This is a genomic window from Paenibacillus andongensis (genome assembly GCF_025369935.1).
Taxonomy (GTDB): Bacteria; Bacillota; Bacilli; order Paenibacillales; family NBRC-103111; genus Paenibacillus_E; species Paenibacillus_E andongensis.
In genome coordinates, this window is the sequence record NZ_CP104467.1 from 452950 (window position 1) to 475788 (window position 22839).

Here is a 22839-nt window from a genome sequence, read left to right on the forward strand (position 1 = left end):
GGGGGAAAACCCATGCGCCGAGCATTCGCCAAAGTGTTCCTCATCTTCGTTTTGTTTTTTGCAACCGGGTTCGTACCGTATCAGTGGCTCGGCGGTGGCTCCCGCCAAATCGTTTCAGCGGAAGAGCGTTCAATAAGCAGCACAGCGCTGTCGGCTTTGGCAGATACCTATAAAAAAGGCAGCTATGCGGAATATTTGGCCAAGTATAAACAAGCGGCGCGCCCGAGCGCTGAAACCGTCATCCCAACTGAACAATTCAGCTCGGTTCAAGGCATGAAAGTTTCGGTTCTAGACAATTATCAAGGGGAATCCGGGAAGTCCATTCTGACTTCGGATACGGGGTCCATCGAATGGCAATTTACAGTCGAGCAAGAAGGTATGTACAACATTGGAATTCAATACTACACAGTAAGCGGTAAAGATTCGGATATAGAAAGAGAATTGCGGATTGACGGTTCGGTCCCTTTTGCAGAAGCGAAAAGCATAACGTTTCAACGAATATGGAAAAACGATAAAAATGAGTTCGAGCGTGATGAACAGGGCAACGATTTGGTGCCATCACAAGTGGAAGAGCCGATGTGGCAGGCATCGTCATTAAAGGATGCGACCGGATTTAATGAAGATCCGTATCTGTTTTATTTTTCAAAAGGCAAGCACTCCATCATGTTTACTTCGGTAAGAGAACCGCTCGTTATTCATTCATTGAGACTTACAAACTCGGCAACAACGCCTTCGTATGATACGTTGGCGAGCACATATACGCAAAAAGGTTACCAGCTTGCGAAAGATGTGATGCTGCAAGTTCAAGGCGAGCGCGCCTTATATAAATCTTCTCCAACACTATTGCCTTATAATGATCGTTCCAGCCCCGCTGTTGAGCCGTATCATGTATCTAAATTGCGGAACAATGCAATGGGTGGGTGGGCATGGCGGCTTCCTGGCCAATGGATTGAATGGGAAGTAGATGTGCCTGGCGACGGATTGTATCAACTCGCGGTGAAAAATCATCAAAACTATTTGCGCGGGATGGCTTCGCTTCGCACGATGTACATCGACGGCAAAATGCCCTTTCAGGAGCTTCAGCATGTCGGCTTTCCATTCAATAGCCAATGGCAGACGACGGTGATCGGCCAAGATGCTGAGCTTCCGTACTTGTTTTATTTCACGAAAGGCAAACACAAAGTTCGGCTCGAAGTGACATTGGGGGATTTGGCCCCGATACTGAGTGCGGTGGAAACGAGCATTTTGGACTTAAATGCGCTGTATCGTAAGATTATTAGCTTTACGGGGACGGTACCCGATTCGTTCCGGGATTATCAGCTTGAGCAAAGAATTCCCGAGATGGCTGGGGAGTTTCGGAAACAAAGCGACCTGCTCCACAAAATTACGAAGTTAATTCAAGGGCAGGATGGAAAGAACGACGAGCGTACCGCGATCTTGAATACGCTGGCTTACCAGCTCAGTGATATGGCCGACAGACCGGATACGGTGCCATCCCGGATTGATCAATTCAAAACGAATGTAGGGGGACTCGGGGCGTGGCTGCTTTCGGTGAATGAACAACCTCTGGCCGTTGATTACTTGACGCTGAGTTCGCCGCAAGCCAAGCTGCCGAATCCAGAAGCGACTGCGTGGCAGAAATTCAAAAGCAGCTCAGCAGCTTTCCTCGCTTCCTTCTTTGAAAATTACGATCAGATATCGAACACGAAGGATGGAGCTGATTCGGTTTCGGTATGGGTGACCTCAGCACGTGACCAAGCGCAGACCATCAAGAAATTGATTGACGAATCCTTTACACCAAAGACGGGAATAAAAATCAATTTGAAGTTGGTATCAGCAGACATTTTGCTGCCTTCTACGGTAGCAGGCAAAGGACCGGACGTAGCGCTGCAGGCTCCCAACGATTTGCCTGTCAATTATGCAAGCCGCAACGCGATGCAGGATCTATCGGTGTTTCCAGATTTCAACAGCGTGAAATCACGATTTAGCGAAAGCTCGATGGTTCCGTATGAGTTTTCTGGAAGTTATTATGCGCTGCCGGAAACGCAAACCTTCCCAGTCCTCTTCTATCGGAAAGATATTTTGGAAGATGAGCTGAAAATGAAGCCTCCGCAAACGTGGGAGGACGTATACGAGATGCTGCCTACCCTGCAGAAGCATAACTTGCAGTTCGGGCTTCCGCAAAAACCGCTCAACACCTTCGGTAACGATTTGGAAACCAGGGATATCATCACGCTTCCGCCGAATCCGGCCTTAGCCATGTTTTTATACCAGCATGATGGGCAGTTCTATAGTAAAGATGGAACCTCCAGCGGTCTTGACACGGAGACGGCCATCAAGGAATTTAAGCAGTGGACAGATCTTTACTTAAATTATAAAATTCCGATCACTGTGGATTTCGCCAACCGTTTCCGTACAGGGGAAATGCCTATTGGCATCGCTGATTACACGATGTACAACAAGCTGTCTGTGTTTGCCCCGGAAATTAAGGGATTGTGGGAATTTGCCCCCGTTCCAGCAACGAAAAAGCCAGACGGATCCCTTCGACGTGATGTTGGAAGCGGTGGATCAGGGGTCGTTATGTTCAAACGTACGAAAAATAAAGATGCAGCGTGGAAGTTTATGGAATGGTGGACGAGCAAAGAGACTCAAATTGCATTTGGACGTCAAATGGAAATCCGCATGGGATCTTCGGCCAGATACCCGACGGCCAACATGGAAGCTTTAGCCGCTCTGCCATGGCCTTCCAGAGATTTCGACAGATTGAAGGAGCAGATGAAGTGGGTGAAAGGGATACCCGAGGTTCCGGGTGGTTATTTAACGGGGCGCAACATCGATAACGCATTTCGCAGAGTCGTCGTACAAGGCGACGATCCACGCGAAACGATGGATTATTACGTCCGTTATATCAACGACGAAATTGCCTTAAAACGGAAAGAGTTCAATCTTCCCTACGAGAAATGAGGGGGCGCCATGAAACAACAGCCTGCAGTGAACCCTAGCATGCCACGTGATACTGGAAAATCTGTGATGAAAACGAACTCGACGTTCCGAGGTAAATTCGGCAGATTGGGCAGTGAATTCAAAAAGCATAAGCATGCTTATATTTTAATAGCGCCATATTTTCTTATTTTCCTTACATTTACGGTATTTCCCGTATTAATGTCCGTTTGTTTAAGCTTCACGAGCTTCAATATGCTTGAACCGCCCAAATGGGTAGGCTGGCAAAATTTCGCCAGATTGTTCGTACAGGATGACATCTTTTTGATCGCACTCAAAAATACGCTGCTGTTTGCCTTAATTACCGGGCCGATCAGCTACATGGCTTGCTTCCTGTTCGCTTGGCTGATTAACGAGCTGCGGCCAAAGGTTCGTGCTGTGCTCACGCTTATCCTGTATGCGCCTTCGATTTCAGGTAATACGTACCTGATCTGGCAAACCTTATTTGCCAGCGATTCTTACGGGTACGCCAATTCATTTTTGATCAAATGGGGAATGATCCTGGAGCCGATTCAGTGGCTGCAGGATCCGAGGTTCGTTCTCGCGATTTTAATCCTCGTACAGCTGTGGCTTAGTTTGGGAACATCCTTCCTAGCTTTTATCGCTGGTCTGCAAAATGTGGATCGCACGCTGTATGAAGCTGGTTCCATCGATGGTGTGCGCAACCGTTGGCAGGAGCTCTGGTTCATCACACTGCCGGCTATGCGGCCGCAGCTGCTGTTCGGCGCTGTGATTCAAATCACGCTTGCCTTCTCCGTGGCGGAAATATCGATCTACATGATCGGCTTCCCAAGCGTAGATTACGCAGCACATACGATTGTGACTCACTTGGTCGACTATGGTTCAATCCGTTTCGAGATGGGGTACGCCTCCGCGATCGCCACCGTCTTGTTTATCATCATGTTTGCAACAAACTTCTTGACGCGTAAGCTGCTGGGAAAAGTGGGTGAATGACCGGAATGAAGCTGACATTAAAGATGCCAAAGCGTTTGAACCGCTCATGGGCGGTTGATATACTACTGTTCCTGCTGCTTGGCTGCATAGCCTTCTTTATGGCACTGCCACTCGTTTTTACTATTAGCAACGCCTTTAAACCGATAGACGAAATCTTCGTATTTCCACCGAAGCTATTAGTGCGAAATCCTACGTTAAAAAACTTTACGGATTTGACAAACATTTTCTCCGATTCATGGGTGCCGTTCTCGCGCTATGTGTTCAATACGTTTTTGATTGCCATTGTCGGCACAGTGGGGCATGTCATCATCGCTTCCGCTGCTGCTTATCCGCTGGCCAAAATCAAGTTCCCAGGCAGAAACATCCTGTTCAACCTGGTCGTTATGTCGCTTATGTTTACGGCTTATGTTACGCAAGTACCAAACTACATGACCATTTCATGGCTTCATCTGATTAATACCTATTGGGCGATCATTTTGCCATCCTTCGGCATGACACTCGGATTGTATCTGATGAAACAATTTATGGAGCAAGTTCCGGACTCTCTTCTTGAAGCGGCGAAAATCGATGGTGCCTGCGAATATCGGATCTTTTGGCAGATTGTCATGCCGATCGTCAAGCCTGCATGGCTGACGCTGGTCATTTTTTCGCTGCAAAATTTGTGGACGTCTGGTTCTGTAACGAGCCATAAATATATTTATAGCGAGCAGTTGAAGACCGTTGATTATGTGTTCGGACAAATCGCTAGTGGGGGACTGGTACGGACGGGACCGGTGTCAGCCGTTACCCTGCTAATGATGGCCGTGCCGATTACCGTGTTTATCGTGACGCAAAGCAACATCATCCAAACCATGTCCACTTCTGGTCTGAAAGAGTAAACAGGGGGGAGCTACTTGAAAAGAATACTTATCATGATGTTCGCCGCTATGCTTTTCATCGGTATGGCCGCTCCTGTATATGCCGCACCTGACAACGATACGTACAATTACAATTTTTGGGGAAAGACCGTTCCGGCTCCTAGTCCTTATGAGCTGCAAAAGGTGATGTATGGAACAGACTGGCAGACAGGCAATCTGTCTTCACCTCAGGATCTATTCATCGGCAGTGATCGTCACATCTATCTTGCGGATACCGGAAATGATCGGATTGTCGTATTGGATGATCAGTTTCGGGCCGTTCAGGTGATTTCCGGGTTCGATAATAACGGAAAGAAGGAAACGTTCAACAAGCCGGAAGGCGTGTTCTATAACGGGGCCGACGGTCATCTTCTTATCGCTGATACGCAAAACAGAAGGCTGGTGGAATTGACCTCTCAGGGAGCGTTGGTTCGTGTGATGGGCGAGCCGAAGTCAACACTACTGCGCGAAGGATTTCAATACATGCCAACCAAGCTGGTTGTCGATAAGGCACAGCGGATCTATGTCATCAGTCGCGGCTCCTACGAAGGCATTATGGAATTTGATACCGATGGCGCATTCAACGGGTTTATTGGTACGAATCGCGTGAAGTTTAATCCCGTGGATTTGTTCTGGAAACGGATTTCGACCAAAGCGCAGCGCGAGCAAATGCAGCTATTCATTCCGCTGGAATTTAATAACTTGGACATGGATGAAGACGGTTTTATCTATACGACGACTTCAGAGGAAAAGTCGGATCACCCGATCAAACGGCTGAACCCGTCCGGTGTGGATATTTTAAGGGATAAAGGGTATTTCCCGCCTAAAGGGGATATCCATACACTGGACGTCGGAAGCGCGCCTGGGAGCTCTATTTTCATTGATATAGCCAAGGACGAAGGCGGCATGTACAGCGCAATGGATTTGAAAAGGGGCCGCATCTTCACCTACGACAAAGACGGCAATCTGTTATACGAATTCGGCGGACTGGGCAGCGAACAGGGGAAATTCCGCACACCTTCGGCGATCTCGATGCTCGGGGACAAGGTGCTGGTGCTCGATAAGGACAATAATCGTTTGTCTGTATTCCAGCCTACACGCTACGGAAGCCTGATACGCGAAGCAGTAACGTCGCTCTATAACGGGAAAACGGATGCTTCTACCGCTTCATGGCGGCAAGTGCTTCAAATGAACGGCAACTTTGAGGTGGCCTACATCGGGATTGGTAAATCGCTTATGAAAAATGGCGATAACCGTGGGGCGATGAATTATTTCAAGTTGGGAAATAACCGTGACTATTATTCCGAAGCTTTCAAACGATACCGGAAAGAAGTCGTGTTTGCACATTTCGGCACCATCGTCCTCGGTATCGCGCTTGTCTTCGGTCTTGGTTATACTACGGTCAAGATTGCCGGCCGAAGAATGCGTGGTAAGCATTACACGGAAATCGGCGTGTTGAAAAATCCTTTTTACACGATGGTCCATCCGTTTAACGGATTTTGGGAGATGAAGTACGAACAAAAAGGCAGGTTGAAGGTTGTGGCCCTCTGCTTGCTTCTCCTCGTGCTCTTCACCATTATGAAACGACAGTACAGCGGTTTTGTCGTTAATATGAACAATCCGCTCGAGCTGAACAGTCTTAATGAGCTGAAATTTATCGTTCTTCCTTTTCTGCTCTGGTGCATTGCGAATTGGTCTTTGACCACTTTGATGGATGGGGAAGGCAAGTTTAAAGAAATTGTCATGGCAACAGGCTATGCGCTGATGCCGCTCATTCTGATCTATCTCCCGCAGACGCTTTACAGCAATGTGATAACTGGAAGTGAAAGCACGTTTTATTATTTGCTCGATGCAATTGCATTCATCTGGTTCATCTGGTTGCTGTTTGTCGGCACTATGACGGTCCATCAATATTCAGCTTCCAAGACAGTGGTTACGATGATTCTGACGCTTGTTGTCATTGGTATCATCATCTTCCTTGGGGTATTGTTCTTCAGTATGCTGCAGCAAATGATCAATTTTATCACATCCATTTACCGCGAACTCTCATTTAGATTTTAGCGGTGCACGTTATAGTTAACTAGGCTTATGCTTACGAAGATAGTTTTCCTTCGGAAAACGCTAAGGAGGGATGAAGGTGTCCAGCAAGATAAAAATATCCCTTGGCATCCTGAGCGCCGGTTTGGTGGCCAGCAGTCTGATCATGATTTACTCGCAGGATCAATCTGTAAGCATGGCGGAAGCTCAATCCCAGGTCAAATCGGTTCTTCCAGATCAAGCAGGTAAAGGAAATCCCGTAACTGCCGCAAGCACGGTGGTTCGTGCTGCAAGTGGAATGGCTGCTGTATCGTCCAATACAGCCGAGGAGCAGAAAACTCTTCAAGCCATGGAGCTAGTGGTCCAGAACGAAACTCTCATGCTTTACGTCAAACGCGAGACAGCCGAGGTTGCAGTTAAGGACAAAAGAGACGGCTATATCTGGTTTTCCAATCCAGTGGATCGAGAGAAGGATCCCAAAGCTTCTCCTTTGTATAAATCAGAACTTTCTTCTCAACTGTTAGTTACGTATTACAACGAAAAAGGTCAGCTTAATACATTGAACAGCTATGACGATAGCGTAAAAAAGAAACAATTTAAAATCAGCAGCTTGGATAAGGGGATCAAAATCGTATACCAGCTGGGAAATATTCCGAAAGATTACGGCAATATTCCTAAGGTGATCAGTAAACAGCGGTTTGAGGAGCGTATTCTGGGGAAGCTGTCGGATAAGGACACCCGTGAGGATGTCGCTTTCAAATTCAAATTGGACGAACAGAAGCAAGTATATGAAGTCCGCAAGCTGCAGGACTTTGTGGCGGAGGAGCTGTCCAAGAAGCTAGAGGCAATCGGTTATACGAATGAAGAAGCCGCCAAGGACAATAAGGACAATGGGGCGGGAAGCAGCGTCCAAGAAGAAGGCCCGAGATTTACGGTTCCGCTGGAGTATACCTTGGACGGGGAGCATCTTGTTGTGAAGACAGCCGGCAAGGAGCTTCAATATACGAATGCTTATCCGATTGCCATGCTGCAGCTGCTCAAATATTTCGGGGCTGCTGGCGAGAAAAAGGACGGCTACATGCTCGTCCCTGACGGGTCTGGCGCCTTGATTCATCTGAATAACAACAAAAAGAGCGCGGAAGCCTACAATCTGCCAGTCTACGGTTCAGATGGCACCTTCGACGTCAAAGAAAAAGTTCAAACGAATGAGATCACAAGACTGCCACTCTTCGGCATCAAGCAGAACGATCACGCCATGCTTGGCATGATTGAAGGCGGAGACGCGCTGGCCAATATCACGGCAGACATCTCCGGCAGAAACGATTCCTACAACACAGTTGGCGGGAAGTTTAGAGTCATGGATATGGACTTCTACACATTAACATCAGGAACCAAAAAGAGCTCCGTACCGATGTTCGGGCAAAAGCCGTTTCAAGGAGATTATCAGATTCGATATGACTTTTTGTCAGGACCTGCATCCGACTATACGGCTATGGCAGGCAAGTATAGGGAGTATTTGGTGAATAAACACGGTCTGAAAAAGCTGGAGCCTGCTAAGGCAAGTCCTTTCCTGCTTGAGGTGGAGGGGGCGTTCCAGAAACAAGCGTCTTTTGTCGGTATTCCGTATCAATCAACAGAAGCGCTGACCACCTTTGATGAAACGCAGTCGATATTAACAACTTTGAAAGAAAAAGGAGTCAAGGATATCGGGCTCCGCTATGTCGGTTGGTTCAATGACGGGATTCGGCATACATCTCCATCGGACGTTAAAGTGGTCAGTGAGTTAGGTGGTAAGAAGGGGTTCAGCAAGCTGATCGATTATGCGTCAAAGGAAAACATTCGGTTATTTCCAGATGTAGCTTTTCTCGAAAAATATAAAGGAGCTTCAGACGCAGCTACCTTTTTAGACAGACAGAAGGCCAAAATCTATAAGTATGACCCTGTCATGTATGTCAAAGATTCATCGAAGTTTTCACATTATTTGTTATCGCCGTTTGCGCTGGCAAAAACAGTGGACGGATTTGTCTCCGACTACATGAAGCTTGGCCTTACAGGCTTATCTCTTAGGGATTTAGGCAATGAAGTGAACTCAGACTTTAACCCGGATCATTCGATTAACCGGCAGGAAGCGCTAAATATAGCCGCCAGCGGAACCGAGAAGTTGAAGCAACGAGCCAATGATCTCATGGTGAATGGCGGCAATGCCTACAGCCTGCCGTACGCCAATATAATTGTGAATGCTCCGACCAAAAGCAGTCACCTGAATCTGACCGACGAAGACGTACCCTTTTATCAAATCGCGCTTCATGGTTTTTATGACCTTGCCGGAGAGCCGTTTAATATGCAGAGCGTAACTCATCCACGTGTTTCCCTGTTGAAAGCGCTAGAGACTGGGTCAGATATTTATTACCAGTGGTACTACAGCGATTCGTCTGCGGTTAAGGATTCGGATTATAACGAGCTATATGCGCTGCATTACGGGGATTGGCTGGATCAAGCGGCTGGTTTCTACAAAGAGGCTGGCACTGTGCTGAATGAGGTTCGGTCCTATGTGATTACCGATCACCGTAAATTGGCTGAGGGTGTGGTTCAAACGACCTTCGAGAATGGGAAGAAGATTATTATCAATTACAACAATACTGCGGTACAGGTGAACAATAAACAGCTAGAGGCCATGAGCTACTGGGTAGGAGGTGAGTGATTTGCGGAAAAAAAGATTATCGTTGGAACAGACGAAAGCGTGGTACGGCGTTTTATTCGTATCTCCCCTCATCCTGGGGATGGTCATGCTTTTTCTGCTGCCGCTCATTCAGTCGTTCCGGTTCAGTTTAAGTACCATACAAATGGTAGAGGGCGGCTTTGCCGTACTGCCTACTGGATTTAGCAACTACGTCAGCTTATTTGCCTCTAATCCGGATTACCCCCGGTTATTGGCGGAAGGTGTCGTCAACATGGTTGTGAACGTGCCGATCATCATTATTTTCAGCTTGTTCGCAGCGGTGCTGTTGAATCAAAAGTTCAAAGGGCGCGCCCTCGCGCGCGCTATCTTCTTTTTGCCGGTTATTCTGGCGTCGAGCGCCCTCGCTAATCTGGATATCAGCAGCTTCGTAGGAGGTTCGGTTCTAAGTGGAAGCGGGAGCGGAGAAGGTTCTAATATGCTGCAAAGCTTCGAACTCAAAAAAATGCTGCTGGATTCGGGCATGGCTCCTATCGTTGTCAATTACATCACGGGTGCTGTCGATCGAATTTATGAAATTATCAGCTCTTCCGGTGTGCAAATTTTGATTTTCTTGGCTGGGCTTCAATCGATCTCCCCTTCCTTGTACGAGGCATCCAAAATCGAAGGAGCAACGGGATACGAGATTTTTTGGAAAGTGACGTTTCCGATGATGACCCCGCTTATTTTAACGAACCTTGTCTATTCCATTATTGATTCCTTCAGCAGGAATAAAATTAATACCCTCATTTCGCAGACGGCGTTCAAAACGTTCGATTTCGGTATAAGTGCGGCCATGTCTTGGGTGTACTTCCTTGTTGTGGCTATCATCCTTCTAATCTCCACTGCGCTTGTCTCAAGAAAAGTATTTTATTACGACTGATGGAGGGATAGGACTATGAAATCGCAGGCTGTACGTATGGACGGATGGATTAGCAGGCGCAATCCGTTAGAAAAGGCGAAAAATTGGACATGGCAGATCATACGCGCCGTCTTGGTGCTCGGCTTTTGTTATATTATTTTGTTTCCCATCTTTTTAAGACTTTCGGTGGCCTTTCGTGGCAGAATCGACATTTATGATCCAACTGTGCTGTGGATTCCCCGGCATTTTACACTCGAAAATTTGAAGATTGCGATCTCAGCAACCAACTATTTATCAGCTTTATGGAATACGTTTCTTATCTCGTCTACGACAACGCTAATTCAGCTTTGTTCTTGCGCGTTAGCGGGATACGCTTTTGCGAGATTGAAATTTAAAGGCAGCGGGCTGTTGTTTGGTCTGGTCATTTTCACCATTGTCGTACCGCCTCAAACGATCATGATTCCGCTCTATTTAACATACCGGTATTTTGATCTTTTCGGTTTAGTTGGGTTATTTTCAGGGAAGAGCAGTATCAATCTAATCGACACATTCTGGCCGTTTCTTATTTCTTCCGGCACAGCGATGGGGCTGAAGAACGGGCTTTACATTTATATTTTCCGTCAGTTTTTCCGGGGCATTCCCAAAGAAATCGAGGAAGCCGCCCTCGCGGACGGAGCGGGAATTTTTAAAACCTTTTACAGCATTATGCTGCCTAACGCTATTCCTGCTGTTGTCACTGTCGTTTTGTTCTCGTTTGTTTGGCAGTGGAATGACAGCTATTATGTATCCCTGTTTTTGAGTAAAGTGAAGGTGCTTTCCACACAGCTGACAGATATGGGACCAGCCCTCGGGAAAGAGCCGGATCCTGTGTACCAGTCTATGCTGCTCAACACGGGCGTACTGCTGATGATGGGACCTTTGATTGCGTTGTATTTGTTCGTTCAGCGTTATTTCGTGGAAAGCGTAGAGCGAACAGGCTTAGTCGGTTAATAAAAATAAAGATACGGATAGGCTGGAGGATAACATATGCCGAAAAATGGATGGCAGCTAAAAGGATTCCATATGCGCTTCGGATCGCATGAGGATGTTGGAAATTTAAAGCGAGTGATTGAGGAAGCTTTGGCGCCTATGGGTGTAAATGTTTTGATATTGGAATGCAACACCTCATTTCAATTCCAATCTCATCCGGAAGTATCGGGTGGCAGCTTAACGAAGGAAGATGCGAGGGAGCTGTCCGCCTTATGTAAGCGGCACAGCATTCGTTTGATCCCTTTGTTTGATTGTTTGGGGCACCAAGGGTGGGGCGGAGCGAGGAATTCGCTTCTGCGGGCGCATCCGGAGTTCGACGAAACCCCGCATGTGCCGACGGATGCGAAGTGGCCAGAGTTTTATTGCCCGAGCTGGTGTCCATCTCATCCGGACATTAATCCGCTCGTGTTCGATCTGATGGATGAGCTGATCGATGCTTTTGAAGCGGATGCGCTGCACGTCGGCATGGACGAAGTGTTCGCCATCGCGGACGATGGGTGCCCGCGATGTCGAGGGAAAAATAAGGCTGAATTGTTTGCAAAAGCGACGAACGATTACTACGAGCATTTGGTCCGCAATCGGAAGGTCCAGATGCTCATGTGGGCGGATCGGTTGATTGACGCGGGTGGCATGGGGTATTCAGAATGGGACGGCGACATTTACGGCATGTGGCCGGCTGTGGATCTTATTCCGAAGGATATTATATTGTGCGATTGGCACTACGATAAATTGAATGCTTATCCGTCCGTCGGGCATTTGCTGGGCAAAGGATTTGAGGTTTGGCCTAGCTGTTGGAAAACACCGGAAGCGTCACTTGATCTGCTCGAGCAGTCTATCCGTCAAGCAGAAGAGCGTGGAGTGATTGATCGCATGCCCGGCATGCTCGTGACCGGCTGGAATGCCAACGGCGCTACGCTGGTGACGGCGCTGCTGGGAGATGGGGATTTAGGCGAAGATACAGGCGATATCCGGGGCATTGCAGCCACGTTGAAGACGGTCATGGAGGCGCTCCGACTACGGACAGAGCATCTTGAAGCAAAGGGATGATATTACATAGAAATGGAGAAAACACCATGACACAGTCCAAAACCGTACATATCATTTCGCATACACATTGGGACAGGGAATGGTATTTGCCCTATGAAAAGCATCACGTATTGTTGATCAAGTTAATAGATACGCTGATTCAAACTCTTAAGCAAGATGATGGATACCGCAGCTTTCATTTGGACGGACAAACGATCATATTAGAGGATTATTTGCAGATACGGCCGGAAATGCAGGAGACACTAGAGCAATTGATTCGCGGAGGGCGCATCCACATCGGCCCGTGGTATGTCCTGCAGGATGAATTTCTAACGAGCAGCGAAGCGAATGTGCGTAATTTGTTAATTGGCCACCGTGATGCTAAAGCTTATGGCGTCATTTCGAAGTTGGGTTATTTCCCGGATTCCTTCGGCAACATGGGGCAGGCGCCGCAGCTGCTGCGGCAAGCAGACATTGAGAACGCCGTGTTCGGACGCGGTGTGAAGCCGACAGGTTTTAACAACGAGGTATCCGAAACTCAGGCATATGAATCGCCGTATTCAGAAATGTTTTGGGAAGCGCCTGACGGCTCCAAGGTGCTTGGTATTTTATTTGCCAATTGGTACAGCAACGGGAATGAGATCCCTGTGAATCCAGAAGCGGCAGCGAAGTATTGGGATCGAAAACTGGCGGAAGTATCCAAATATGCTTCTACGCCGCATTGGTTGTTCATGAATGGCTGTGATCATCAGCCTGTGCAGACCGATCTGACGGATGCCATCAGATCAGCTGAGAAGCAGTATCCGGACATTCGATTCATCCATTCCAATTTTGAAGATTATTTAAGTGAAGTGAACCGGACAATCCCGAGCGATCTATCCGTCATTCGCGGAGAGCTGAGAAGTCAGCATACGGATGGCTGGTCTACGCTCGTAAATACGGCATCTTCCCGCGTCTACATCAAGCAAAAAAATCAAGAAGGCCAAACACTCTTGGAAAAAGTGGCGGAGCCTTTGGCTGCCCTTGCTTTCCAAGCCGGATGCCCATACCCCCATCATCTGTTTACCTATGCCTGGAAAACGTTGATGCAGAACCATCCGCATGACAGTATTTGCGGGTGCAGTGTCGACGAAGTGCATGCCGAAATGCTGACGCGTTTTGAGAAAAGCAAACATGTGGCCGAATCTATCGCCGAGGATAGTCTGACTTGGTTGGCAGAACGGGTGGATACGTCTGTATTTTCCGGCTACGGCAAAGAGGCGGCGCCTTTTCTGGTAACGAATACGACAGGGTGGGAACGAAGTGGTACCGTAACCGTGCAGCTGGAATTAAACAGGGTCTACTTCCGTGATGGCAGGGATTTCCGGGATATGAGACAGGACGTGAAGCAGAAGAGCTTGGACGATGTTGTGTTGGTCGATGTGAAGGGTAACTCAATTCCTTGCGGATTAGAGGATATGGGCATTCACTTTGGGTATGATTTACCTGACGACAAGTTCAGGCAGCCTTATTTCGCGCGTGCTGTCCGTGTGACCTTCGAAGCGGCTAATGTACCTGCTTTGGGATACAAAACGTATGCTATTACCCGCGATGCCTCATTAAAGCAGCATCTTTCACCGGCTTCTCTAATCGTCGGTACACATGCGATGGAAAATGACTATTTAAGTGTCCAAGTCGCGGATGACGGCTCGTTTACGGTAACGGAGAAGCTTGGAGGAACGGTCTACAAAGGCTTGGGCGTTTACGAGAATACGGGAGATATCGGCAATGAGTATATGTACCGCCAAGCTTGTGGAGACACGGCTGTGACTACTCGAGGTATACCGGCATCCATTCGCATTCAGGAAGACACGCCTTACCGTTCTAGCATAGAGATCGTTCACGAGCTGGAAATACCGGCATCTGCCGAGGAATTGCTGGAATCAGAAAGGAAGGAACTGGTCTGGTTTACGCAGCGCAAGTCGGCGCGATCTGACGCAAAGATTGCTTTGAAAATCACGACCATCGTATCCTTGGATAAAAACGGAAAGCGCGTTGATATTGCGTCAACTTTTAATAATCACGCCAAAGATCACCGTTTGCGCATGCTGTTTCCTACGGGGTTGGAAGCAGAAAGCCATTTTGCTGATTCCATCTTCGAAGTGCCAGAGCGGAGCAATACGACCACAGCCGAATGGAAAAATCCGAGCAACTGTCATCACCAGCAAGCATTCGTAACTGTGGCGGGGGCGCGGCAGGGGCTAACTATCGCCAACCGTGGGTTGAACGAGTATGAAATCGTACGAGAAGACAGCGGCCAAACCATTGCGGTTACGCTGCTTCGAGCTGTTGGAGAATTAGGCGACTGGGGATACTTCCCAACTCCAGAAGCGCAGTGTATCGGCGAACACACCGTGCAGTTATCCGTTATCCCTTATGCGGTGCCTATCGAAACGAATGAAGAAGATCCGCGAGTTCATAGCTCCGATGCTATACAGGCTGCCCATCAATATCAAATTCCTTGGTCCGCAAAGCAAACCGAGGTTCATCACGGTGAACTGCCGCCGATTTACGCTTTTGGAGGCTGGGAAGGTGAAGCTATGGTCTTCTCCGCATTGAAAGTTTCCGAGGAGACAGGCGATCTGATTATGCGTTGGTATAACATCTCTGCACAAGAAAGAGATCTGCAGCTAGATCTCCCTGAGAAATTCTATCATGCTTATAAGAGCGATATTTTGGAACGCCGATTGGATCGTCTGCAGCAGGAGGGAGCGGAGCGTCTGTCCGTTTCCGTTCGTCCAGCAGAGATCGTGACGATTAGTTTTGAACGATAAAGTAAAAGAAAAAAGACTGTTTCAGAAGCGGATGCCAAGTCCGTATATGAAATAGTCTTTTTTTAATGGATAAGAATTTATATGTTTTAGGCTTTGGAGTAATCTATGCAGTACATTATGCGGATAAGGCAACTGAAGTAGCTTATTTGTCTTAATGACCCGGCTATGATTGCATAAGCAAGCTAGGCTTTCTTATTGTTGGCTAATACACCCTGGAAGTCTCGCTTATCAGCTAATAAGCATGCGCTGTGGTCTTATTTGACGAGATGCTCTGATATTAGAATGAATAAGCAAGGTAAGCTTGCTTATTCATTTCTAGCTAAACTGCTATTCGTAGAAGGCGTGGGTTGTGCAAGGCAGCTTGTAAGAGCGAATGCGAGTTGTACCGGAAGCAGGTCGATTTACTATATTTTCCCAGTGTTTTGTTTTCTGGTTTTTGGGAAAATGATTAAGCCCATTTGTTCCGAAATGGCGACGACACATACCCAATGAATTTATAGTTTTTCCTATAATTTTTTAAGGGTTTTTAGGATCAAAACTTTTATTATAGGTTTATAACATTGAAGTAAGGAGTGAAGCAGCCTTGAACGGAAATATCAATGAAGCTCCTAGACTCACTTTAACGACAAGCGAGCATAAAGCTTTGCAATTGAGACGAAGAAGAAAATTGAAACAAAACATTCCGCTTTTTATCATGCTTTTCCCTGTCATTGCTTACTACATTCTGTTCAAATATTGGCCGATGGGCGGACTTGTTATTGCTTTCAAAAATTACAATTTTGCTGATGGTATTTTACACAGTCCATGGGTTGGCCTGAAAAATTTTAAAGTTTTGTTTTCCAGTGCCAGTACGCTCCAAATTATATGGAACACCTTTTGGCTCAGCTTTTTGAATTTGGTGGTTGGCTTCCCTGTTCCCATCTTCCTGGCCATTCTGCTCAATGAGGTAAGGAAGACATGGTTTAAAAAATGGGTTCAAACGATCGTCTATCTGCCGCACTTTTTCTCTTGGGTCATTGTCGCAGGTCTCGTGTTGTCCTTATTTGCAACCGACTACGGCTCGATCAATAAGGTGCTCAAGCTATTCAATATTGAGCCTATAACTTTCCTTTACGAGTCGAAATCCTGGGTTGCCGTATTCGTTGCTTCGGGGGTTTGGAAGGAAATGGGGTTTAGCACAATTATTTATTTGGCCGCTCTGACGAACATCGATCCTGCCCTTTACGAGTCAGCAGGTATGGACGGCGCTTCGAAGTGGCGGCAAATTTGGCACATTACGATTCCAGGCATTCGTCACACGATCATCCTGCTGCTCATTTTGGCTATGGGTCAATTGATGGAGGTCGGCTTTGACCAGATTTATAACCTGCAGAACTCAGCGGTTGCTGACGTGTCGGAAGTCATAAGTACTTATATTTATAAAATAGGTTTGGGAAATGCGCAATTTAGCGTAACTACGGCGATGGGGCTGTTCGAATCCGTCATTGGCTGTACGCTCGTACTGGTAGCTAACAGGATCGCCCGTAAATTCGACCAAGCTTTATTCTGATAACGAGGAGGGGCGTCCGCATGAAAGCAACAAAAGGTGAAAAAGTTTTCTACGCAGTTAATTATGTTGTACTCGGGGCAATTGCTTTAACCTGTTTACTGCCATTTATTCATATCATAGCGCTATCAATGAGTGAGCGTTCGGCCGTAGATTCGGGACATGTCTTCTTCTGGCCAGTAGGCTTACAGTTTACGGCATATAAGGTTTTCTTTCTAACAAGCCCGGCTTTCTCTGCTTTTAGAAATAGCATTTTCATTACAATTATCGGTGTTGCACTTAGTATGGCGGGGACGGTATTAGCTGCCTATCCGTTGTCGAGAAGCTATTTGATAGGACGACGCAAATTTGTGCTTGCCATGGTGTTTACGATGTTGTTCTCAGGAGGGTTGATCCCTACTTATCTTGTCGTAAAGAACCTATCTTTAATCGATTCCTATTGGTCTCTGTGGCTCACCGGGTTTATCAGCACCTATAATATGCTGCTCATGAAAAGCTACTTTGAGAATATTCCGCATGAAGTGGAAGAAGCAGCGCGAATTGACGGATGCAGCGACGTATCGCTCCTCATTCGAATCGTATTGCCGCTATCGCTTCCGATGCTGGCTACTTTAGCCTTGTTCTATGGAATTAACTATTGGAATGCATTTATGAGCGTTCTGATGTACATCAATAATAGTGACATGCAGAATTTGACGGTCGTTGTCCAAGCGATGCTGCAAAAGAACGATATCTTGAATTCACCTTCCCTGGTATCAGAGGAACAGCAAATGGTTGCTACGGAAATGGTCAAATCTGTCGGCGTTGTCGTTATGGTTGTTCCGATGCTGATCGTTTATCCGTTTCTGCAAAAATATTTTGTCAAAGGCGTTATGCTCGGTTCTGTTAAGGGTTAAACCAAATGGGGTTCCACGTTTACCAAAACTTTTCAATATAAACAGGAGGGTTTGCGCATGAAAAGAAAGTTGTGGATGGGAATGACAATAGGGGTTGTAGCATTAGGAGCAACGCTTGTTGGTTGCAGCAGCGACAAGAAAGAAGGAGCGGCAGCCGGTACTACGTCTACGAATGCTCCTAAGGAGTCAGCAGCTGCCAAACGCGGAAATGTTACCGTTTCCATGTATGATCGGGGAGGGGTTCCTGCGTCAGAGGGGAACTACGAGGAAAATCGTTGGAGCAAATGGATCAATCAAAACGGTCCTGTGAATGTGAAATACATACCTGTCCTCCGAAGCGAGTCTACGAAAAAATTGAATGTTCTTTTTGCCTCCGGTTCTGCGCCTGATATTGTGAACGAGTACAACACGCCGTTTCGTAACAGCCTGTACGATCAAAAGCAGCTGCTTCCCATTGACGACATCTTAAAATACATGCCTGAGTACCAGAAGCTGCTGGACCAGTATCCTCAGTTGAAGAAAGCGGGGACGAAACCGGACGGCAAGCTGTATGAAGTCGGTAAAGTAAAAGAAGCAGTCATACAGCACATGTTATTGATTCGTACCGACTGGTTGAAAAAGCTGAATTTGAGCATGCCGACCACAACGGAAGAACTTATGAAAGTAGCCAAAGCATTTGCTGAGCAAGATCCTGACGGCAATGGCAAGAAAGATACGTACGGGATGAATATGAGCACGTATTCGGAACAAGCCATCAACGAGATTTTCGGTGAAAATTCGTCAAAAGATTTGATTGCCTGGGGAACTAAAGATGGAAAAGTAATCCCGCTGTGGGACAATCAGCTGGCCTCCCTGACGTTCAAGAAGAAGCTCTATGACGATGGCATTATCGATAAAGATTACATCAATGATAAAGACGGTGCAAAGGCAAAACAAGACTTCCTGAATGGTAAAATCGGCATTTACGTTAAATTTTCCGGCGGCATGTATGATCTTGTTATGAACGACTTTGCTACGTTGAAGAAAAATGTGGCAGGCGCGGAAATTGCTCCGTTAGGCTATCCGCAATCGCCGCTGGGGACATTTACCGGTGGTGTCGATAATCCTGTGCAAATGACGACTGTTGTGAGCGCCAAGGCGAAGGAGCCGGAAGCTGTCGGCCGCTATCTCGACTTCATGATGAAGCCGGAAACCGCTTTGAAGATTATTAACGGAGACGAAGGGACACATTGGAAGAAGAGCGCCAATGGCTGTCGTGAGACCATCGATCCAACGAAGTCGAAAAATGAAGTCGGCTATGCTTTAGACTACGAAATGTTCTACTCTTCAGGAACAGATAAGTGCAACTTTACGATAAACGGATTTAATACTGCAGTACCAGAACAGAAAGCCGGTTCGGACATGTATAAAGAACTTCAGAAAATTTATTTCGATTCGCAAAGACAATACCCTGGAATGACTCATGGGGAACATATGCCGGTCTATCCTGCTGATCTCCAAACTCTTAATACAACAATTCTTAAAGAACAAAACGATATTTTTGTTAAGGCCATCATCAGCGGTGCAAAATACAGCCCGGAACAAGCGATTAAAGACGCACAAGCGGCATGGGATAAAGCCGGCGGTAAGCAGCTTGAAGACTTTATGAACAAATGGTATGCGGAAAATAAAGATAAAGCGTTCCTTGCTAAGGATATTATGGCAATTGCGAGACAGCAAATGGAGCAAGTGAAGTAACTGATTTAAATGAGGGAGCTGGACATGGATATGCGAGTGCCTGCCCATGCAGACATCGCTAAGATGTCCAGCTTCATTCATTATTCGTCAGCTTAGAGTCGGTGATCGCATTATGGGGGGAACTAGGAATGAATAAGGTTAAGGTAGCTATCATTGGCTGTGGCGGTATTGCAACAGGTAAACATTTACCTAGCTTAAGTAAAATTGAGCAAGTAGAAATTATTGGTTTTTTTGATGTCAATCCTGCAAGTGCGCACCAAGCGGCTGAGAAGTTTGGTGCTCCCGGAGCGAAGGTATTTGAGAACTATTATGAGCTTCTTGCTGATTCTTCGATTGACGTCGTTCATATCTGTACCCCGAATGATACGCATGCAGAGATTTCGATCGCAGCTATGGAAGCAGGCAAACACGTCATGTGTGAAAAGCCGATGGCTAAAACCGCAGCTGATGCTCGGCGAATGGTTGAAGTTGCTAAGCGTACAGGTAAGAAGCTAACTATTGGCTACAACAACCGTTTCCGTGCGGACAGTCAGCATTTGAAAAAGGTAATCGAAGACGGCGATCTGGGCGAGATCTATTTTGCCAAGGCGCATGCAGTTCGCAGACGTGGGGTTCCCACTTGGGGTGTATTTCTGGATGAAGACAAACAAGGCGGAGGTCCGCTGATCGACATCGGTACACATGCGCTCGATTTAACGCTGTGGATGATGAATAACTACGAACCTAAGGTGGTGCTTGGCACCGCTTATCATAAGCTTTCCCGGAAAGAAAATGCCGCTAATTCCTGGGGTCCTTGGGATCCTGAGAAATTCAAGGTGGAAGACTCCGCCTTTGCGATGATCGTGATGAAAAATGGCGCGACTGTGATGGTAGAGGCGAGTTGGGCCTTAAATACATTGGATACGAAGGAAGCGAAATGTACGCTTTGCGGTACGGAAGGCGGAGCCGATATGCAAGATGGCCTGCGCATTAACGGTGAAAACCATAGTCGTTTGTACGTCAACCAGCTTCAGTTCGAAGCCAAAGGCGCAGACTTCTACGAAGGCAAAAAAGAGAGTATGCAGGATAAAGAAATCCGTTTGTGGATTGACGCTGTGATGAACGATAAAGATCCTGTTGTAACGCCAGAACAATCGTGTGTGGTTTCTGAAATTCTTGAAGCCATTTACGAATCCAATAGAACGGGAAAAGCGGTTTATTTTGACTAAAATAACCTGAAAAGAGGCCATTCTTTCATGATTAGAGTAGCGATGTTGAGCTTTTGGCATGTGCATGCGAAGGATTATGCACGCCTGGCCGCCGAGCACCCGGGTACCGAAATCGTAGCTGTTTGGGATGAAGATCCCGAACGAGGACGACAAAAGGCAGAGGAGCATGGCGTTAGCTTTTATGAGGATCTGCATGTGCTTTTGGCCAATCCGGATATCGATGCCGTCATTGTGGATACGCCGACGAATCGGCACCGGGATGTCATCATCGCAGCAGCCAAAGCGGGAAAGCATATCTTCACTGAGAAAGTTATAGCTACCACAACGAAGGAATGTAATGAGATATTGGCTGCGGTTGAGACTGCTGGGGTCAAGCTAACGGTTTCTCTCCCCCGGCTATATACCTGGTTCACACAAGCTGCACATAACTTCATTCGGGGTGGTCAGCTTGGCACTGTAACGACGGTTCGTATACGGCTTGCTCATAACGGCGCTTTGCGAACAGAGAAAAATCCGAATGGTTCACTCCCCTCTCATTTCTTCAATTTAGAGGAGTGCGGGGGAGGGGCATTGATGGACCTTGGCTGCCATCCGATGTACTTGACACGCCTCTTCCTGGGTTTACCGGAAAGTGTCAGTGCAAGCTTCGGTTATATCACGGAGCGAGAGGTAGAGGATAGTGCGGTAGCAACATTGCGTTATTCGAATGGGGCTATAGGCATTGTTGAAGCGGGATTCGTGAATAACTACTCACAATTTGATATTGAGGTGCAGGGAACGGAAGGCAGCCTTATGTATACGAGAACGGATGACAAACTGTTAGTACGAGGCCATAAGCTCGAAGGTGATGCAGCAAAAGGGTGGCAACCATTCACGGACCTGCCAGCGAATCTCCCTTCTCCCTTTGAACAATGGGTGGCACATATTCAAAATGGAACAACGGCTTCTGAAAATATACAAATAGCCCTTGATTTGACCCGTTTAATGGAAGCTTCGACTTTATCGGCACGCTCAGGTGCTGTATGTAGGCTGAGTGACCTGGCGGAATAAAGAAACTTTCCCTGAGGAAAGGCCAGATCATTCCCTGCAAAGAAATAAGGGTAATCTGGCTTTTCTTCATTTGAAGGAAATGATAACAACAAAGTTCTAAGGAGGAACAGACATGCTGGATAAAGGCGAATACTCATTTTCTACTTGCTGGAATATTAAGAAGCATACGATTGGAAGGAACATGATTGAGGAGATCAAGGAGCTCGGCTTTCGCAATGTTGAACTGAATTATAACGTGACAGAAGAGATGATGAAGACGATTGAGCCGATGATCGAGAAAGGGGAAATTGGCGTATCCAGTGTCCACAATGTGTTTCCTTTTATCAATGATAAGGATTACGATACGGACTCCGTTATGCTCGGTTTCGATGATGAGGTGAAGCGCAAGCGATCCGTGGAACTGTTGATCCGGTCTATGGAATATGCAAACCGCTACGGAGCGAAGGCCGTTGTCGTACATCCAGGTGAAGTGCCTTTTGAATATAACATTGATTCGGATTTGAAAAAGCTGTACAGGGATCACGGGAAGGATTCACCGGAATATCAAAAGCTTTGGAAGGACATGTCCGAAAGACGGGAGCGGTTGAGCCCGCTCTACACCAAGCGGATTCAAGACAGTTTGGAGGAAGTAAGCGAGCATGCAGCCAAACAGGGATGGTCAGTAGCCATTGGCATCGAAACACGCTCGAGGTCCTATCAGATGCCGACCTTAATGGAAGCGAAAACCATTTGCGATAACCTGAAAGGCAGTCCGGTTTACTTATGGTACGACATCGGTCACGCCATGATGATGGATCGGATGGGCCTGTACGATAATCTCAAGGAGCTGCAGGAAGTGAAACGCTATATTTATGGCGTACATATCCATGAAACGCTAGAGCTGTCCGATCACTGGTGTCCTTATGTACACAGTAAAGATCTGCAATACTTTGATCATTTTTTGGAGGCAATTGATTTTGCCAAAGTCAAGGTGTATGAACTGAAAGCCGTTTGCCAGCCGGATGAGATTGATGAAAGCCACAGGCTTATTACAAGTAAAATTGCAGCTATGAAAGGTTAAAAGGTGATC

At 46.9% G+C, this 22839-nt stretch carries 15 protein-coding genes; all 15 read left to right on the forward strand.

Going from position 1 to position 22839, the window contains the following annotated elements; all coding sequences use genetic code 11:
- The first annotated feature begins 12 nt into the window (after window positions 1-12).
- The 15 genes from NYR53_RS02135 to NYR53_RS02205 all read left to right on the forward strand — a co-directional run bounded on the left by NYR53_RS02135 (window position 13) and on the right by NYR53_RS02205 (window position 22830).
- The gene (locus tag NYR53_RS02135; RefSeq protein WP_261303723.1) at window positions 13-2964 is read left to right on the forward strand and encodes an extracellular solute-binding protein; all 2952 of its coding nucleotides are present in this window, start codon (window positions 13-15) and stop codon (window positions 2962-2964) included.
- Window positions 2965-3030: 66 nt separating this feature from the next.
- Window positions 3031-3954: a carbohydrate ABC transporter permease gene (locus NYR53_RS02140; protein ID WP_261306245.1), complete on the forward strand. Its 924-nt coding sequence runs from the start codon at window positions 3031-3033 to the stop codon at window positions 3952-3954.
- Between the two features lie 5 nt (window positions 3955-3959).
- On the forward strand, window positions 3960-4832 hold the full coding sequence (locus NYR53_RS02145; protein ID WP_261306246.1) for a carbohydrate ABC transporter permease: 873 nt from the start codon (window positions 3960-3962) through the stop codon (window positions 4830-4832).
- 15 nt (window positions 4833-4847) lie between these two features.
- Window positions 4848-6911: a YIP1 family protein gene (locus NYR53_RS02150; RefSeq protein WP_261303724.1), complete on the forward strand. Its 2064-nt coding sequence runs from the start codon at window positions 4848-4850 to the stop codon at window positions 6909-6911.
- Between the two features lie 76 nt (window positions 6912-6987).
- Window positions 6988-9588: a DUF5696 domain-containing protein gene (locus tag NYR53_RS02155; RefSeq protein WP_261303725.1), complete on the forward strand. Its 2601-nt coding sequence runs from the start codon at window positions 6988-6990 to the stop codon at window positions 9586-9588.
- Window positions 9581-10486: a carbohydrate ABC transporter permease gene (locus NYR53_RS02160; protein ID WP_437180119.1), complete on the forward strand. Its 906-nt coding sequence runs from the start codon at window positions 9581-9583 to the stop codon at window positions 10484-10486. Before NYR53_RS02155 ends, NYR53_RS02160 begins: the two co-directional genes overlap by 8 nt.
- Before the next feature lie 15 nt (window positions 10487-10501).
- Window positions 10502-11455, forward strand: coding sequence for a carbohydrate ABC transporter permease (locus tag NYR53_RS02165; protein ID WP_261303727.1), 954 nt, complete (start codon window positions 10502-10504; stop codon window positions 11453-11455).
- Window positions 11456-11491: 36 nt separating this feature from the next.
- On the forward strand, window positions 11492-12541 hold the full coding sequence (locus NYR53_RS02170; protein ID WP_261303728.1) for a family 20 glycosylhydrolase: 1050 nt from the start codon (window positions 11492-11494) through the stop codon (window positions 12539-12541).
- Between the two features lie 26 nt (window positions 12542-12567).
- Entirely contained in the window at window positions 12568-15333 is a 2766-nt protein-coding gene (locus NYR53_RS02175; RefSeq protein ID WP_261303729.1) for an alpha-mannosidase, read from the forward strand.
- 694 nt (window positions 15334-16027) lie between these two features.
- Complete coding sequence (locus tag NYR53_RS02180) at window positions 16028-16882, forward strand: ABC transporter permease (RefSeq protein WP_261306247.1); 855 nt, start codon at window positions 16028-16030, stop codon at window positions 16880-16882.
- A 20-nt stretch (window positions 16883-16902) separates the two neighbouring features.
- Entirely contained in the window at window positions 16903-17775 is an 873-nt protein-coding gene (locus NYR53_RS02185) for a carbohydrate ABC transporter permease (protein WP_261303730.1), read from the forward strand.
- Between the two features lie 57 nt (window positions 17776-17832).
- Entirely contained in the window at window positions 17833-19512 is a 1680-nt protein-coding gene (locus NYR53_RS02190; RefSeq protein ID WP_261303731.1) for a type 2 periplasmic-binding domain-containing protein, read from the forward strand.
- 128 nt (window positions 19513-19640) lie between these two features.
- A complete protein-coding gene (locus tag NYR53_RS02195) occupies window positions 19641-20720 on the forward strand; it encodes a Gfo/Idh/MocA family protein (RefSeq protein ID WP_261303732.1) in 1080 nt (359 codons plus the stop codon).
- Between the two features lie 27 nt (window positions 20721-20747).
- Window positions 20748-21770 carry a Gfo/Idh/MocA family protein gene (locus tag NYR53_RS02200; protein ID WP_261303733.1) on the forward strand — a complete coding sequence of 341 codons (1023 nt, stop codon included), beginning with the start codon at window positions 20748-20750 and terminating at the stop codon, window positions 21768-21770.
- Between the two features lie 112 nt (window positions 21771-21882).
- Window positions 21883-22830, forward strand: coding sequence for a sugar phosphate isomerase/epimerase family protein (locus NYR53_RS02205; protein WP_261303734.1), 948 nt, complete (start codon window positions 21883-21885; stop codon window positions 22828-22830).
- Window positions 22831-22839 lie beyond the last annotated feature (9 nt).

Excerpts from the sequence above, each read along its gene's own strand:
- NYR53_RS02175 (WP_261303729.1), top strand. The coding sequence starts at position 12,568 with ATGACACAGTCCAAAACCGTACATATCATTTCGCATACACATTGGGAC.
- NYR53_RS02170 (WP_261303728.1), top strand. The coding sequence starts at position 11,492 with ATGCCGAAAAATGGATGGCAGCTAAAAGGATTCCATATGCGCTTCGGA.
- NYR53_RS02145 (WP_261306246.1), top strand. The coding sequence starts at position 3,960 with ATGAAGCTGACATTAAAGATGCCAAAGCGTTTGAACCGCTCATGGGCG.
- NYR53_RS02180 (WP_261306247.1), top strand. The coding sequence starts at position 16,028 with ATGCTTTTCCCTGTCATTGCTTACTACATTCTGTTCAAATATTGGCCG.
- NYR53_RS02195 (WP_261303732.1), top strand. The coding sequence starts at position 19,641 with ATGAATAAGGTTAAGGTAGCTATCATTGGCTGTGGCGGTATTGCAACA.
- NYR53_RS02185 (WP_261303730.1), top strand. The coding sequence starts at position 16,903 with ATGAAAGCAACAAAAGGTGAAAAAGTTTTCTACGCAGTTAATTATGTT.
- NYR53_RS02200 (WP_261303733.1), top strand. The coding sequence starts at position 20,748 with ATGATTAGAGTAGCGATGTTGAGCTTTTGGCATGTGCATGCGAAGGAT.
- NYR53_RS02165 (WP_261303727.1), top strand. The coding sequence starts at position 10,502 with ATGAAATCGCAGGCTGTACGTATGGACGGATGGATTAGCAGGCGCAAT.
- NYR53_RS02190 (WP_261303731.1), top strand. The coding sequence starts at position 17,833 with ATGAAAAGAAAGTTGTGGATGGGAATGACAATAGGGGTTGTAGCATTA.
- NYR53_RS02205 (WP_261303734.1), top strand. The coding sequence starts at position 21,883 with ATGCTGGATAAAGGCGAATACTCATTTTCTACTTGCTGGAATATTAAG.
- NYR53_RS02135 (WP_261303723.1), top strand. The coding sequence starts at position 13 with ATGCGCCGAGCATTCGCCAAAGTGTTCCTCATCTTCGTTTTGTTTTTT.
- NYR53_RS02140 (WP_261306245.1), top strand. The coding sequence starts at position 3,031 with ATGAAAACGAACTCGACGTTCCGAGGTAAATTCGGCAGATTGGGCAGT.